The following is a 14684-nucleotide window of genomic DNA, read 5'->3' as shown; positions in this document are numbered from 1 at the left end:
ACCTTACTGTCAGCCCCCTGTGAAAGAGTCTTGCCATGACTGATCCACTCCTCGCCCACGCCACGGAATATGGCCGGATGTACGCGCGCTCCACCACCGAGGCGTTCTCAGTTCCTTCCATCACCACGGTGATCGGTCAGCAGCCGCACGGCCTGGACGGCTGGTTTGGGTACATGGGGGCGAGCAGCCTGGCGAAGGATCCTTCGCTGCCCGAGATCCTTGGGAGTCCGGCCAAGGTCCGGCAGGCCGTGAACCGGGCGGCCAAGGCGGCGGAGGCTTACCGCGACGAGGCTGCCCAGCGCGGCGACCGCGTCCACAACTACTGCGAACAGGTGGCCCTGCGGGCCTTGGGCCGTCCTCATCAGATGCAGGAAGCCCGGGAGGCCCTGGCGGCCAATGGCGAGGAGGCCTTCGCGGCCCGCTTCGACGAGTGGTGGCAGCTGTTCCGTGTGGAGCCCGTGGCTCCGGAGATCACAGTATGGAACAAGACCGTGGGATACGCCGGAACCCTGGACCTCGTGGCCAAAATCAACGGGCGGACCTGCCTCATTGACTACAAGACCAAAGGGACTACCCGGGACGGCCAGGTTAAGCCGCTGGATGACAAGGTGGTCATGCAGCTCGTTGCCGGAATGAAGGCGGAGGAGAGCCTCGTGGACGCCGTGGCGGGGGAGTGGGAACCGTGGCGGCATGGCGACTCTCCGGTGCTGCTGGCGGTCGCCATCGGCGAAACCGAGGTTCGTCCGGTGCGGGCGAACCCCGAGGTGCTGCGGCATCACTGGTGGAAGTTCTGCGCGCTGCGCCGTGTCTGGGAGATGTCCGCGGACACCCTGAGCGCCGGGCCCGCCCTGCTCCCGGTGGCGCCGCCGGTGTTTGTCTGAGCGGAAGTTCACCGGCTGCGGTAGACCACCAGGGCCGGGGCGGCCCGGGCAGGGCGGCAGCAACTAAACTGGTCTGGATCCGTTACCGTTCACCGTGAGGAAATGACTGCAGATGGCAATACTGAATATCCGTATCATCGGCGATCCCGTGCTGCGCACGGTTGCTGAGCCTGTCACGGAATTCGGGCCGGAGCTGGCCAAGCTCGTTGCCGACATGACCGAAACCATGGAGGACGTGGACGGCGCCGGCCTCGCCGCGCCGCAGATCGGCGTCAGCCTCCGGGTGTTTACCTACCGGATTGGCGGCGTCGAAGGCCACGTCATCAACCCCGTGCTGGAGAACAGTGAGGACGTCCAGCCCGACGAAGTGGAAGGCTGCCTGTCCATTCCAGGCCTCGGCTTCCCCGTCCGGCGCTTTCGGACCACCCGTGTAACCGGGGTCGACATCAACGGAAACCCGGTCTCGCTTGAGGGGGAGGGGATGCTGGCCCGCTGCTTCCAGCACGAAACCGACCACCTTGACGGCATTCTCTTCACCGACCGGCTCGAAGGAGAGGACCGCAAGGCTGCGCTGCGCTCCATCCGCAACGCCAACTATGACGCCATTACTGAGCGGACGACGGCGAAGCGTGCCAAGACTGTCGGCTCCAGTTTCGGGGGCGGCAGTTTTGGGGCCGGAACCTCCGGTGCAGGCAGCTTCGGCGCCGCCGAATGAGGGTCCTTTTCGCTGGAACACCGGCCGTAGCCGTGCCGTCGCTGGATGCACTGGTCGATGCCGGATTCGACGTCGTCGCGGTGCTGACCCGGCCGGACGCGCCGATCGGCCGGAAACGCGTGCTCACGCCGTCGCCCGTTGCCGCCCGCGCGGCGGAGTTGGGGATCGACGTCATCCACGCTGCCCGCGTGGACGCCGAGGTCACAGCCAGAATTGCGGCAGTCCGTCCTGACGTCGCGGCCATTGTCGCCTACGGCGGCCTGGTGCCGCGCGCGGCCCTGGACATCCCGCAACACGGCTGGATCAACCTCCATTTCTCGCTTCTGCCTGCCTGGCGCGGTGCTGCACCCGTGCAGCGCTCCGTCATTGCCGGGGACGACATCACCGGCGCCGTGACCTTCCAGCTTGAGGAGGGGCTCGACACTGGTCCTGTCATTGGAACACTCACCGAACCGGTCCGGTCCGACGACACCTCCGGAACGCTGCTGGACCGGCTGTCCCGCAGCGGAGCCGTGCTGCTTGCCCAGACCCTGTCCGCCGTCGGCTCCGGCGCCGCGTCGCCGCGGCCGCAGCAGGGTGAGGTGTCGCTGGCGCCGAAGCTGACCATCGAGGACGGCCGGATCAACTGGTCGGAGCCTGCCCTTGCCATCGGCCGGCGGGCGCGGGGGGTCACTCCGGAACCGGGAGCGTGGACCACCCTAGCCGGCCAGCGGCTGAAGCTCGAGCCCGTGGTGCCGCGGCCCGAGGGTCCTGCGCTGGCACCTGGAGCAGTGGCGCTCGACGGGAAAAGCGTGCTGGTGGGAACCGGATCGCACCCCGTGCAGCTGACCCGTGTCCAGCCTGCGGGCAAGAAAATGATGTCTGCGGCCGACTGGGCCCGCGGACAGGCCTCCCTTGAAAGCGTGGTGTTCGAATGAGCGAGTCCGGAACAAGCGGCAGCGGCCGTGGGAAAGGCCCGCAACGCGCCGGACAAGGCGGCCAGCGCGGGATCCAGCGGGGCAGGGACGGCAGCCGCCGGAACGCCCAGGGCAGGGAGCGCAACCGCGGCCCGCAGCGCAGCTACACCGAAAACGCACCCTCCCAGCGCACCCGGCGCGCCGACCCCGCCAGGCTTGTCGCATTCGAAGTGCTGCGCGCCGTCGCTTCCGAGGACGCCTACGCCAACCTGGTCCTCCCGGCGCGGATCCGGCACCACGGGCTGGACAAGCGGGACGCCGGGTTCGCCACGGAACTGAGCTACGGCGCACTGCGCGGCCAGGGGACGTACGACGCCGTCCTGGCCCGCTGCGTGGACCGGCCGCTGGACCAGCTCGACCCCGCCGTCCTCGACGCCCTGCGGATTGGTGCGCACCAGCTGCTCGCCATGCGAGTTCCCGCCCATGCGGCGCTGGACCAGACGGTGGGACTGGCACGCGCCGTGATCGGGGCCGGGCCGTCCACGCTCATCAACGCCGTGCTGCGTAAGGTCGCTGCCCACACACTCGAGGATTGGCTGGACCTGCTGGTCGTGAACGAGACGGACGCCGTCAAAGTGGCGGCTGTACGCCACGCCCATCCTGAGTGGATTGTGCGTGCGTTCAGGCAGTCGCTGGTGGCTCACGGCAGGCCCGTTACCGAGATCGACGATCTGCTCGAAGCGGACAACGCAGCCCCGGTGGTCAACCTGGTGGCGCTGCCCGGGCTCGGCAGCCTGGATGAGGCCCTCGAGAACGGTGCGGCGGCGGGTGAACTCGTCGAAGGCTCCGCGCTGTCCAGCGGCGGTGACCTCGGACGTCTGTCCTCGGTCCGGGAGGGAACAACGCGCGTCCAGGACGTCGGTTCGCAGCTCGTGGCCCGCGCCCTCGCCGCCGTCGACCTTGGAAATACCGGCAGCCAGGCGGGCGGAGCCGCTGCGGAGTCAGGCGAATCCTGGCTTGACCTGTGTGCCGGGCCAGGCGGCAAGGCTGCACTCCTCGGCGCACTTGCCCACCAGCGCGGAGCCACGCTTTTAGCCAACGAGCCCGCACCCCACCGCGCCAAACTTGTCCGGCAAGCCCTGGGCGCCGTTCCCAGGGAGGTGTGGCAGGTGCGCACCGGGGACGGCAGGGAGGTCGGCGAGGAGCAGGCGGAACGCTTTGACCGTGTGCTTGTTGACGTCCCCTGCACGGGACTCGGCGCTTTGCGCCGCCGGCCCGAGTCCCGCTGGCGCCGCACGCCGAAAGACCTGACCGACCTCGGTCCGCTGCAGCGGGACCTGCTCAAGTCTGCCCTGAACGCGGTGAAGCCCGGCGGCGTCGTCGCGTACGTGACCTGTTCGCCGCACCCCGCGGAGACCACCGCGGTGGTCAGTGACGCGCTGCGCGAGCGTGATGACCTCGAGCTCCTGGACGCCGGCAGCGCCCTGGATGCGGTCAGCCTGACCGGGCAGCTGAACGCCGGCCACGAACAGACGGCCCAGCTGTGGCCCCATATCCACCGCACCGACGCCATGTTCCTGGCCCTGATCCGCAAAAAGCGCTGATCCGCAAGAAACCCGATTCACTCAGAGCGTTTAAATCCCTCTCCGCGAAAGGACCCGCATGCCCCAGTGCTGCATCAACCCGAGCATCCTCTCCGCAGATTTCGTGAATCTCGAAGCCGAGCTGCAGCGCATCAGCAACGCCGACTCGGTGCACGTGGACGTGATGGACAACCATTTCGTTCCGAACCTGACCATCGGACTCCCGGTGGTGCAGCGGATCCAGGCCGTGAGCCCGGTTCCGTTGGATGTGCACCTGATGATTTCCGACGCCGACCGGTGGGCTCCGGATTACGCAGACGCCGGCATCGCCTCGGTGACGTTCCACGCGGAGGCGTCCATAGCGCCGGTGAAACTGGCCCGTGAGCTTCGGGCCCGCGGATCGAAGGCCGGCATGGCGCTGCGGCCGGCAACTGCCGTGGAACCGTACCTGGACATGCTCCCTGAACTGGACATGCTGCTGATCATGACCGTGGAGCCCGGATTCGGCGGACAGTCCTTCCTGGACCTTACGCTCCCGAAGATCCGGCGCGCGCGTGCGGCGATCGACGGCTCCGGCGTCGGAGTGGCGCTCCAGGTGGACGGCGGCATCACGGAGGAGACCATCCTGCGTGCGGCAGAGGCCGGAGCCAACGTGTTTGTCGCGGGCTCGGCCGTCTACGGCGCTGCCGATCCGGCCGATGCCATCGACCGGCTGCGCAAGGCCGGCTCGCTGTAGCCGCAAGCTCCCGCCACGGTCGTTCCGTGACGGTCCATGGCAGGGAATACCCGGAGCATGCTCTGGGTTGTGTCAGAATAGCAACACACAATACGTGCTCCGGGGTCGGTGTAAGTCCGAACCGGCGGTGACAGTCCGCGACCCGCGAGCCGGTGTTCTCCCAGGAGGACCCGGCGGACGGTTGAACTGGTGAAATTCCGGTACCGACAGTTAAAGTCTGGATGAGAGAAGCACGTACGGCTGTATCTGCGGCGCCTGCCAGCGTCGCAGCATTGCACTGTCGTATACCCCCGGAGCCTTAGCGGTTCTAGAGGGAAGGAACGACACATACGCATGGACGCCCGTACCGTGTGGCCGGATCCGGCGGTAGCCACGTGACCATCCAGCCGATTCACGCCTTCAGTGCCTCCGAAACCCTCGCAATGGACGCTGCCCTGGAAGCTGCCCTGCAGGGACCGCGAGGCGCCAATCCCTTGGTGGGTGCCGTCGTCGTCGGCCCCGACGGCCGTCAGCTGGCGACGGGCCACCACCGCGGCGCCGGAACGGCGCACGCAGAAGCCGATGCCATAGCGGCCGCCGCCGCCGCCGGGGTGGACCTCAATGGCGCCACAATGGTGGTCACGCTGGAACCCTGCAATCACGTGGGACGCACCGGGCCGTGCGCGCAGGCGATCATCGAGGCCGGAATAGCCAATGTCGTGTACGCCGTTGACGACCCCCACGATCCCGCGGCCGGCGGGGCAGCAACTCTCCGCGCCGCAGGGGTCAGCGTCCGCAGCGGGCTGGCAGCCGAGCGCGCTCTGGAACTCAACCGCCGCTGGTTCGAGGCTGTCGGGGACAAGCGCCCGTTCGTCACGCTGCACATCGCCCAGACGCTGGACAGCCGCATCGCCGCAGAAGACGGCACGAGCCAGTGGATTTCCTGCCCGGAATCGCTGGCGGACAACCACGCCATCCGGCGCCGGATCGACGCCATCCTCGTCGGCACGCAGACAGTTTTGGTGGACAACCCGCGGCTCACGGCAAGGGACGCACAGGGTGACGCCTTCGGCGAGCAGCCGCTCCGGGCGGTCATGGGCCTTCGTGAAATCCCGGAAGACGCCGCCGTGCGCGGGGACGACGGCAAGGTTCTCCACCTTCCCACCCGTGACCCGCGCGAAGCGCTGGACCTGCTGTTTTCGGCAGGGGTACGGCACGTCATGGTGGAGGGCGGCTCGAGGATCCTGAGTGCCTTTCTGTCCGAAGGCCTGGTGGACGAACTCGTCGTCTACCTGGCGCCCACGCTGCTCGGATCCGGAACCCCGGCCCTCAACGGCCTGGGCATCGCCACCCTTGCCGATGCCCAGCGGTGGGAGTGGGATGCGGCCTCCGGCGGCGCCGTCCAGACCCTGGGCAGGGACCTGCGGCTGCACCTCCTGCCGGAACGGCCGTCCGGGCCGCCCGCAAACGAAGACCCCGTGTCCACAGCGGCACGTTCAGCAACGCCAATTGATTCACAACCAGCCCGCACAGCAGCGGGCGCAGCCATGGGAGGCTACTGATGTTCACCGGAATTATCGCCGAGCAAGGGAAGGTCCTCTCCGTGGACCGGAACGGGGACACGAGCGCAACGTTGCGCCTGCACGCCCCCGGCACGGCCGACGGCCTGCCCTTGGGCGGCTCGATCGCCGTCAACGGCGTATGCCTCACGGCGACCGCGATTGACGGGAAGGACTTCAGCGTCGACGTCATGGGCGAAACCCTCATTCGCAGCACTATCGGCGACCTCGCCGCCGGCGACGCCGTCAATCTGGAACGCTGCGTTCCGGCGGGCGGCCGGCTGGACGGCCATGTTGTCCAGGGCCACGTGGACGGCGTCGGCGAGCTGCTGGAACGCGAGGCCCAGGGCAACTGGGAACGGCTCCGTTTCGGAGTGCCGCAGCGGCTGGCACGCTACATCGCCGAAAAAGGCTCCATCGCCATCGACGGCGTCTCCCTCACTGTCACGGCCGTCAGCCCCGCGCCGGAAGCGTCGCCTTGGTTTGAAGTGGGGCTCATCCCGACCACCCTGGCTGAGACCGGACTTGGTGCGAAGCCGGTCGGCGGAAATGTGAACCTCGAAGTCGACGTGTTGGCCAAGTACACCGAACGGCTGCTGGCCTTCAGCGGCCCTGTTGCTGGAACGGGCTCGCCAACCGGAACAGGCTCTGCCGCCGGAATGGAGGGCCAGGCATGAGCGCGGCAAAGCTGGAACCGGCCGCAACCGGCACCACCGTGGCGCTCGATCCGATCGAGGACGCTATCCGTGCAATCGCGGCGGGGCGGCCCGTCCTGGTGGTCGACAATGAGGACCGCGAGAACGAAGGAGACATCATCTTCGCGGCCGAGCATGCTACCCCGGCGCTGATGGGCTGGACCATCCGCTACAGTTCCGGCGTCGTCTGCGTTCCGCTCGACGGCGGCCGCGCCGACGCCCTGGACCTGCCTCCGATGGTGGAGGTCAACCAGGATTCGAAGGGCACCGCCTATACCGTCTCCTGTGACGCCGCCGCCGGCGTCAGCACCGGCATCTCCGCCACAGACCGTGCTTTGACGGCGAGGGTCCTCGCGGATCCCCGCAGCGAACCCGCTGCGCTGACCCGGCCCGGGCATATTTTCCCATTGCGGGCAGTTAATGGGGGAGTGCGTGAACGCCCCGGCCACACTGAAGCGGCCGTGGACCTGTGCCGGCTCGCCGGTCTGCAGCCGGTGGGCGTGATCGCGGAAGTTGTGTACGACGACGGTGAAATGATGCGGCTGGACGGCCTGCGGGTGTTCGCTGCGGAGCACGGTTGCCCCTTGGTTTCGATCGAGGATCTCGTGGCCTATATGGAAGCGAGCGACAGTGTATCTTCACAGGAGAACAGGCCGGAGCCCAGTCCGGCTGGAGAAGGGAAATGACAATGAGCGGATCTCAAGCTGCACAGGCGAGCGGCAACGGCCGGGTGCCGCACCCGGTAAGCGGCGGTCCTGTGGTGCAGCTGCCCGGCGCATTCGGAAACTTCGTGACACAGGCGTGGACCGATCTGATCACGGGCGCCGAGCACCTCGCTGTCAGCTCGCCCAATCCTCCGAAGGATGGCCAGGCGCCGCTCGTCCGGCTGCACTCCGAATGCCTCACCGGCGACGTCTTCGGATCCTACCGCTGCGACTGCGGCGAGCAGCTGGCCTACGCCCTGGAAATGATCGAGGCAAACGGCGGAACACTCCTGTACCTCCGCGGCCAGGAAGGCCGGGGCATCGGCCTGGCCAACAAGATCAAGGCCTATGCCCTGCAGGAAGCCGGGTTCGACACCGTTGAGGCCAACGAGCAGCTCGGCCTGCCTGTGGACGCCCGGTGCTACAAGGCCGCCGCCCAGATCCTTGCCGAAATGGGACTGCACGAGATCAGGCTGCTGAGCAACAACCCGGACAAGCAGAACCGCCTGGCGAACGCGGGCGTCAAGGTCGTGGAAATGGTTCCCACCGAGGTGCCCTCCCGGGAACAGAACATCCGCTACCTGCAGACCAAGAAAGACCGCATGGACCACATGCTGACCCTGGATGCACAGGGTGCAGGCGTGCCGGGAAGCGGCGCGGACACTTTTGACCACGAACAAGACTGAACGGATCAGGAACTAATTCATGAGCGGACACGGCGCACCCCAGATCGACCTCACCACACTCAATCCCGCAGAGACCTCAAAGCTGCGGCTTGCCATCGTGGCGGCGAGCTGGCATACCCAGATCATGGACGGACTCCTGGACGGTGCGTTGCGCGCCGCCAAGGACGCCGGCATCAGCGAGCCCACCGTGCTGCGCGTACCCGGCAGCTTTGAGCTCCCGGTCGCGGCCGCGCGGCTGGCACCGCACTTTGACGCCGTCGTGGCGCTCGGCGTGGTCATCCGCGGCGGCACGCCGCATTTTGACTACGTCTGCCATGCCGCAACGTCGGGGCTCACGGACGTCAGCGTCAACACCGGCGTGCCGGTTGGCTTTGGCGTACTGACCTGCGACACCGAAGAGCAGGGCCTGGACCGGGCCGGCCTGCCGGGCTCCTCGGAGGACAAGGGGCACGAGGCTGTTACGGCCGCGCTGGCCACCGCGGTGTTGCTCGCGCAGTACTGATCCCTGCCGCTATTTGTTGGTGATGGGCGGGGATGTGACCGACCGCAGACCATGTGTATTCAGTCACACCCCCGCCGTCATGGAAGGGCCCGAAAGGCGAGGTCCGGCCCCGAGCAAGTAGGCTGGAGGGCGTGAAGAATTTCGAGACGCTGTTCGCAGAACTGAGTGAGAAGGCAGCCACCCGTCCGGAGGGCTCCCGCACCGTCGCCGAATTGGAGTCCGGGATCCACGGCATCGGGAAAAAAGTCGTCGAGGAAGCCGCCGAAGTCTGGATGGCTGCAGAGTACGAATCAGACGAGGCGGCTGCCGAAGAAATCTCGCAGCTCCTGTACCACCTGCAGGTCCTGATGCTTGCCAAGGGACTCAGCCTGGAAGACGTTTACAAGCATCTCTAGCCGCGTCCGCGTGGCCCAGCTTGCCTAAACTGAAGACTTCCACACCCAGAAAGACCCACAAATGCTGCGAGTAGCTGTACCCAATAAGGGATCCCTGTCCGAAGCCGCCTCCGCCATGCTCTCCGAGGCGGGCTACCGCCAGCGCCGGGACAACCGCGAACTGGTCATGGTGGACCCGGACAACGAGATCGAGTTCTTCTTCCTTCGTCCCCGCGACATCGCCGTTTACGTGGGGCAGGGAACGCTCGACGTCGGCATCACCGGCCGCGATCTGCTGCTGGACGCCGAGGTTGAGGCCGAGGAACTGCTGCCGCTGGGTTTTGCCGCTTCCACCTTCCGCTTTGCAGGTCCGGTGGGCGATTTCAGCAAAGTCGAAGAACTTGAGGGCAAGCGCCTCGCCACCAGTTACGACGGCCTGCTCCGCGGCTACCTCGCCGAGCGCGGCATCAAAGCGAAAGTGGTCCGCCTGGATGGCGCCGTGGAATCGTCCGTGCGGCTCGGTGTGGCCGACGCCATCGCCGACGTTGTCGAAACCGGGAACACGCTCAAGGCCGCCGGCATGGAGATCTTCGGCGAGCCTATTCTGAAGTCCGAGGCCGTCCTGATCCGACGGACCGGTGAGGGCGGCGCCGCGAACGGCACCGCCAGGGAAATCGAGATCCTGATCCGCCGGCTGCAGGGCGTCCTCGTGGCGCGCCAGTACGTGCTGATGGACTACGACATCCGCAAGGATCTCGTGGAACAGGCCGCGGCCTTGACCCCCGGACTCGAGTCGCCCACGGTGTCACCGCTTCGTGACTCCGAATGGGTGGCCGTCCGCTCCATGGTGCCGAAGAAGGAAACCAACCGGATCATGGATGAGCTGTACGACCTTGGCGCCCGTGCCATCCTGGTCAGCAGCATCCACGCCTGCCGCATCTGAGCCGGTCTTCCAACGCCCCGTCCCCCCACGCGGGCCCCCTTCACACAGCACCATTTTGCAGGACATCAGGAGAATCATGGCTGTAGCCGTACGCGTCATTCCGTGCCTGGACGTAGATGCCGGCCGCGTGGTCAAGGGCATCAACTTCGAAGGGCTCCGCGACGCCGGAGATCCGGTGGAGCTGGCGCACCGCTACGACAACGCCGGCGCGGACGAGCTTACCTTTCTGGATGTGACGGCGTCGTCGGGCAACCGGGAAACGACGTTCGACGTCGTCCGCCGCACTGCCGAGGAAGTCTTCATCCCGTTGACCGTGGGCGGCGGTGTCCGCGGCGTCGCCGAAGTGGACAAGCTGCTCCGCTACGGCGCTGACAAGGCGTCCATCAACACGGCCGCGGTGGCCCGCCCCGATGTCATTGACGAAATCACCCGGCACTTCGGCTCGCAGGTGCTTGTGCTGTCAGTTGACGCGCGCCGTACCCGCCCAGGATCCGAGCCCACAGCGTCCGGCTTTGAGGTCACCACGCACGGAGGCCGCCAGGGCACCGGAATCGATGCCGTTGCGTGGGCGAAGGAAGCCGCCGACAGGGGAGTGGGGGAAATCCTGCTCAACTCGATCGACGCCGACGGCACGAAGGACGGCTTCGACCTTGAGCTGATCAGGCTGGTCCGTGCGGCCGTCAAGGTGCCCATCATCGCTTCCGGTGGTGCCGGCGAACCCGCCCACTTCCCGCCCGCCGTCGAGGCCGGAGCGGACGCTGTGCTGGCCGCCTCCATCTTCCACTGGGGCCCGGACGACATGATGTCCCAGGTCAAAACCGCCATCCGCGAAGCCGGTTTCGAGGTCCGCTGACCAGACCGCTGGTTTGGCCGGTCACCGCTTCTTACAGGCCGACCTCGGCGGACTGCAGAAGCGCGACGGCGTCCGCCTGGCCTTCGAAGGTCACGAGGGCATGGCGCGTGCGGCCGTGAGCGTGCATCAGCAGCTCGCCCGGCTCGCCGACGATGGCCACGGACACGGGTGCGCGCCGTGCGACGTGCCTCGGGCCGGAGGGCCGGACCAGGACAATGCCAAGGTCAACCCCGCGGTACAGGATGGCAGCACGTTTGATCAATTCGTCCCAGAGCGCTTCGGAGTATTCCTCATCGAGCGCACGGGGTGCCCAGCGGTCGACGGCCCGACGGATGTCCTCGGTATGGACGAAGTATTCGATCAGGTTGGAGCTTTCGTCCAGCGCCTTGATCTTCATTGGAGACAGCGCCGGAGGCCCGGAGCGGAAGGCCTTCACGAGTTCGGTGTAGTCGTCGGCGGTTTTGAGCTTGGATGCGAGCTTGGCCGTCGCCTTGTCCGAGGCCTTCGACAGGCGCTTGATGATCAGCCCGAGGCCGACCGCGGCCTTCCTTTCGCGCAGGTACAAGTGCGCCGCCAGGTCTCTGGTCTTCCATCCGCGGCAGAGCGTGGGGGAATCAGGACCGGCCGCCAGCAGGGTTTCGGCCAGGACTTCTCGGGACGGTTCGACGAAATGCATCACTTGTGAAACTAGCACGTCGCCATGGGAGTTGCGCAGTGTATCGGCCCGTGACTTCGTGCCGTTCTTCACACTGATCAAGGGGCTGTGGCGAGGCACTAGACTTGACCTGATGTCTGAGCAGCCCGCCCCCAGCCCCACTCCCGGCCGAACCCCCGGAACCCCCGGCTCCGCCGGTGACAACACAGCCGTTTCCGAAAGTCCGCTGCCCGCCGAGATTGCCTCCGCGCTGAAGCGGGACGGCGCCGGCCTGGTGGCCGCGATCGTGCAGCAGCACGACACCAATGAGGTGCTCATGCTCGGCTGGATGGACGACGAAGCCCTGAAACGCACCATGACCACCGGGCGCGTGACCTTTTACTCCCGGTCCCGCCAGGAGTACTGGCGCAAGGGGGACACCTCGGGCCACGTGCAGTGGGTCAAGTCGGTGGCCATGGACTGCGACGGCGATGCCTTGCTGGTGCGCGTCGACCAGGTAGGCGCCGCGTGCCACACCGGAACGCGCACGTGCTTCGACGGCCGCGACCTCGAGGTCGTGACCGGAACAGCCGGATAGCCGCGTCCCGCTGAACAGGTCTATTGAATTAGGCAACACCCCAGAACAGACGGAGAACCAATAGCCATGCAGGACCTCGGAATCATCAGCCCGAGCCTGGAAGAATTCCGGGAACTCGCCGGCCATAGCCGTGTCATCCCCGTCCGGCTCAAGGTCTTGGCCGACGCCGAAACCCCCATCGGCCTCTACCGGAAACTCGCACAGGGCCAGCCCGGCACCTTCCTGATGGAGTCGGCGGCCGTCGGCGGCGCCTGGTCCCGTTATTCGTTCATCGGCGCACGGTCCCGCGCCACGCTGACCACCAAGGACGGCCAGGCTCACTGGCTCGGCCAACCCCCGGCAGGCGTTCCGGTGGACGGCAACCCCGTGGACGCCATCCGGGACACCGTCGCCGCCCTGCGCACCGACCGGTTCGACGGACTGCCGCCCTTCACGTCGGGGCTCGTTGGCTTCCTCGGCTGGGAGACCGTCCGGCACTGGGAACGGCTCACCAGCCCTCCCGAGGACGACCTTCAGCTTCCCGAAATGGCCCTGAACCTCGTCACGGACATGGCAGTCCATGACAACATGGACGGCACCGTCCTGCTGATCGCCAACGCCATCAACTTCGACAACAGCCCCGACCGCGTGGACGAGGCCTGGCAGGACGCGGTGGCCCGTGTGAAGGAACTGCTGGCCCGCATCAGCACCCCGGTGACCCAGCCGGTGTCTGTGCTGGAACCCGCAGCCCTCGATTTCGCATCCAGTGTCCAGGAACGCTGGGACGAACCGGAGTACCTTGCCGCCCTTGACCGCGGCAAGGAGGCGATCGTGGACGGGGAAGTTTTCCAGGTGGTGATTTCCCGCCGCTTCGAAATGGAGTGCGGGGCGTCCCCGCTGGACGTCTACCGGGTGCTCCGCAACACGAATCCCAGCCCCTACATGTACATCTTCAGCCTCGAGGATGCGGACGGCCGGGAGTATTCGATCGTCGGTTCGTCCCCGGAGGCGCTGGTCACCGTCACCGGAGACGACGTCATCACCCACCCCATCGCGGGTTCCCGTCCGCGCGGCAAGACCGTGGAGGCGGACAAAGCCCTCGCCGAGGAACTCCTCGCGGACCAGAAGGAACGCGCCGAGCACCTGATGCTGGTGGACCTGTCCCGCAACGATCTGTCCAAGGTCTGCGTCGCGGGATCGGTGGACGTCACGCAGTTCATGGAGGTGGAGCGGTTCAGCCACATCATGCACCTGGTCTCCACCGTCGTCGGACAGCTTGCCCCCACGGCCAAGGCCTACGACGTCCTGAAGGCCACCTTCCCGGCAGGAACACTTTCGGGCGCGCCGAAGCCGCGTGCCCTGCGCCTGCTCGATGAGCTGGAGCCCCACCGCCGTGGAATCTACGGCGGCGTGGTGGGCTACCTGGACTTCGCCGGGGACATGGACATGGCCATCGCCATCCGCTCGGCACTGCTGCGCGAAGGCCGGGCGTATGTGCAGGCCGGCGGTGGCATCGTGGCGGACTCGGTCAACCCGACCGAGGCGCTGGAAACGGTGAACAAGGCAGCTGCTCCACTGCGCGCCGTGCACACCGCGGGCTCGCTCCACAACATCACGCCCGAATCGGTCGCCACCGCAGAGTCAGCTGCACGCAAGCCCGCTGCCCCCCAAACCGCGGCAGGACCGAACGCCGGAGCAGAAACCGGAACAGAGTCCTGATGGCGGTTCCGGCAGGTTCGGCCACCCCGGCCAAATCCCGCAGCAGCGCCCCAACGTGGGCCCGAAAATCCACGGTGGTCCTGCTCATCGCTGTGCTGGCGCTGGCAGTTTTCGGCGCCACCACACAGACCTGGCTCACCGTCCACCTGGACCCGCAGCAGCTGGGACAGACCTCCGCCGTCCAGGACGGACTCGAGGTCCAGGGGAGCAAGGCGGCCACGACGGTGACGGCGCTTGCGCTCGTCGCACTGGCCGGCGGCCTGGCGGCTTCCATCGCCGGCAGGATCGCCCGCTGGGTCATCACGGCCATCATCGTGCTGGCGGCCGTGGGTATTGTCGCGGCTGCCGCGACCGTGCTCGCCGACCCGCTTGCGGCTGCCCAGGGATCCATCGCGGCCGCTACGGGTGTTTCGGGGAGCACAGCGGACGTGAGCGTTACGGCGTTCCCCGTCCTCGCCGTCGTCGCCGGTTCCCTCCTGGCACTGGGCGGACTGCTGGTCATCCCCGCGGGAAGGCACTGGAAGATCCGCACTAAGTACGACACCGCGGCGCCTGGAACACCGGCGGCGAAGGTAGGCCCGGTGGACGAGATCGACAGCTGGGACCGGCTCTCCCGCGGCGACGATCCCACCTGAGCGCGAAGCCTCG

At 67.1% G+C, this 14684-nt stretch carries 17 protein-coding genes and 1 riboswitch; of the genes, 16 read left to right on the top strand and 1 reads right to left on the bottom strand.

Going from position 1 to position 14684, the window contains the following annotated elements:
- Positions 1–35: 35 nt before the first annotated feature.
- The 13 genes from ACIP90_RS11955 (at position 36) to hisF (ending at position 11106) form a co-directional block, all read left to right on the top strand.
- A complete protein-coding gene (locus ACIP90_RS11955) occupies positions 36–881 on the top strand; it encodes a cytochrome (protein WP_400579531.1) in 846 nt (281 codons plus the stop codon).
- Positions 882–993: 112 nt separating this feature from the next.
- Positions 994–1596 (top strand): peptide deformylase, encoded by a 603-nt coding sequence (gene def / locus ACIP90_RS11950; RefSeq protein WP_400579530.1) that lies wholly within the window; start codon positions 994–996, stop codon positions 1594–1596.
- Positions 1593–2513 (top strand): methionyl-tRNA formyltransferase, encoded by a 921-nt coding sequence (gene fmt / locus ACIP90_RS11945; RefSeq protein WP_400579529.1) that lies wholly within the window; start codon positions 1593–1595, stop codon positions 2511–2513. The genes def and fmt overlap by 4 nt, the downstream gene beginning before the upstream one ends.
- On the top strand, positions 2510–4096 hold the full coding sequence (locus ACIP90_RS11940; RefSeq protein ID WP_400579528.1) for an RsmB/NOP family class I SAM-dependent RNA methyltransferase: 1587 nt from the start codon (positions 2510–2512) through the stop codon (positions 4094–4096). Before fmt ends, ACIP90_RS11940 begins: the two co-directional genes overlap by 4 nt.
- Before the next feature lie 58 nt (positions 4097–4154).
- Positions 4155–4811, top strand: a complete 657-nt coding sequence (rpe, locus tag ACIP90_RS11935; protein ID WP_400579527.1) for a ribulose-phosphate 3-epimerase — start codon at positions 4155–4157, stop codon at positions 4809–4811.
- Between the two features lie 90 nt (positions 4812–4901).
- Positions 4902–5049: riboswitch (FMN riboswitch) on the top strand.
- Positions 5050–5233: 184 nt separating this feature from the next.
- Positions 5234–6352 carry a bifunctional diaminohydroxyphosphoribosylaminopyrimidine deaminase/5-amino-6-(5-phosphoribosylamino)uracil reductase RibD gene (ribD, locus tag ACIP90_RS11930; protein ID WP_400579610.1) on the top strand — a complete coding sequence of 373 codons (1119 nt, stop codon included), beginning with the start codon at positions 5234–5236 and terminating at the stop codon, positions 6350–6352.
- The gene (locus ACIP90_RS11925) at positions 6352–7026 is read left to right on the top strand and encodes a riboflavin synthase (RefSeq protein WP_400579526.1); all 675 of its coding nucleotides are present in this window, start codon (positions 6352–6354) and stop codon (positions 7024–7026) included. Before ribD ends, ACIP90_RS11925 begins: the two co-directional genes overlap by 1 nt.
- Positions 7023–7730, top strand: a complete 708-nt coding sequence (ribB, locus tag ACIP90_RS11920) for a 3,4-dihydroxy-2-butanone-4-phosphate synthase (protein ID WP_400579525.1) — start codon at positions 7023–7025, stop codon at positions 7728–7730. The genes ACIP90_RS11925 and ribB overlap by 4 nt, the downstream gene beginning before the upstream one ends.
- A 2-nt stretch (positions 7731–7732) precedes the next feature.
- Entirely contained in the window at positions 7733–8434 is a 702-nt protein-coding gene (gene ribA, locus ACIP90_RS11915; RefSeq protein ID WP_400579524.1) for a GTP cyclohydrolase II, read from the top strand.
- A gap of 19 nt (positions 8435–8453) precedes the next feature.
- Complete coding sequence (gene ribH, locus ACIP90_RS11910; protein WP_400579523.1) at positions 8454–8936, top strand: 6,7-dimethyl-8-ribityllumazine synthase; 483 nt, start codon at positions 8454–8456, stop codon at positions 8934–8936.
- A gap of 131 nt (positions 8937–9067) precedes the next feature.
- The gene (locus ACIP90_RS11905; RefSeq protein ID WP_003801526.1) at positions 9068–9331 is read left to right on the top strand and encodes a phosphoribosyl-ATP diphosphatase; all 264 of its coding nucleotides are present in this window, start codon (positions 9068–9070) and stop codon (positions 9329–9331) included.
- A 61-nt stretch (positions 9332–9392) separates the two neighbouring features.
- On the top strand, positions 9393–10253 hold the full coding sequence (gene hisG, locus ACIP90_RS11900) for an ATP phosphoribosyltransferase (RefSeq protein ID WP_400579522.1): 861 nt from the start codon (positions 9393–9395) through the stop codon (positions 10251–10253).
- Between the two features lie 76 nt (positions 10254–10329).
- On the top strand, positions 10330–11106 hold the full coding sequence (hisF, locus tag ACIP90_RS11895) for an imidazole glycerol phosphate synthase subunit HisF (protein ID WP_400579521.1): 777 nt from the start codon (positions 10330–10332) through the stop codon (positions 11104–11106).
- Between the two features lie 31 nt (positions 11107–11137).
- On the opposite strand, the gene ACIP90_RS11890 is transcribed toward hisF, so the two are convergent.
- The gene (locus tag ACIP90_RS11890; protein ID WP_400579609.1) at positions 11138–11782 is read right to left on the bottom strand and encodes a TIGR03085 family metal-binding protein; all 645 of its coding nucleotides are present in this window, start codon (positions 11780–11782) and stop codon (positions 11138–11140) included.
- A 112-nt stretch (positions 11783–11894) separates the two neighbouring features.
- On the opposite strand from ACIP90_RS11890, the gene hisI reads away from it, so the two are divergent.
- The 3 genes from hisI to ACIP90_RS11875 all read left to right on the top strand — a co-directional run bounded on the left by hisI (position 11895) and on the right by ACIP90_RS11875 (position 14671).
- Positions 11895–12338 carry a phosphoribosyl-AMP cyclohydrolase gene (hisI, locus tag ACIP90_RS11885; protein WP_400579520.1) on the top strand — a complete coding sequence of 148 codons (444 nt, stop codon included), beginning with the start codon at positions 11895–11897 and terminating at the stop codon, positions 12336–12338.
- A 66-nt stretch (positions 12339–12404) separates the two neighbouring features.
- Complete coding sequence (locus ACIP90_RS11880; RefSeq protein ID WP_400579519.1) at positions 12405–14036, top strand: anthranilate synthase component I; 1632 nt, start codon at positions 12405–12407, stop codon at positions 14034–14036.
- Positions 14036–14671, top strand: coding sequence for a Trp biosynthesis-associated membrane protein (locus ACIP90_RS11875; protein WP_400579518.1), 636 nt, complete (start codon positions 14036–14038; stop codon positions 14669–14671). The genes ACIP90_RS11880 and ACIP90_RS11875 overlap by 1 nt, the downstream gene beginning before the upstream one ends.
- Positions 14672–14684 lie beyond the last annotated feature (13 nt).

The organism is Arthrobacter sp. NPDC093139, assembly GCF_044754165.1.
GTDB lineage: Bacteria > Actinomycetota > Actinomycetes > Actinomycetales > Micrococcaceae > Arthrobacter.
The sequence above is the reverse complement of the archived record's forward strand: the minus strand, read 5'-3'. Positions and strand labels throughout refer to the sequence as shown.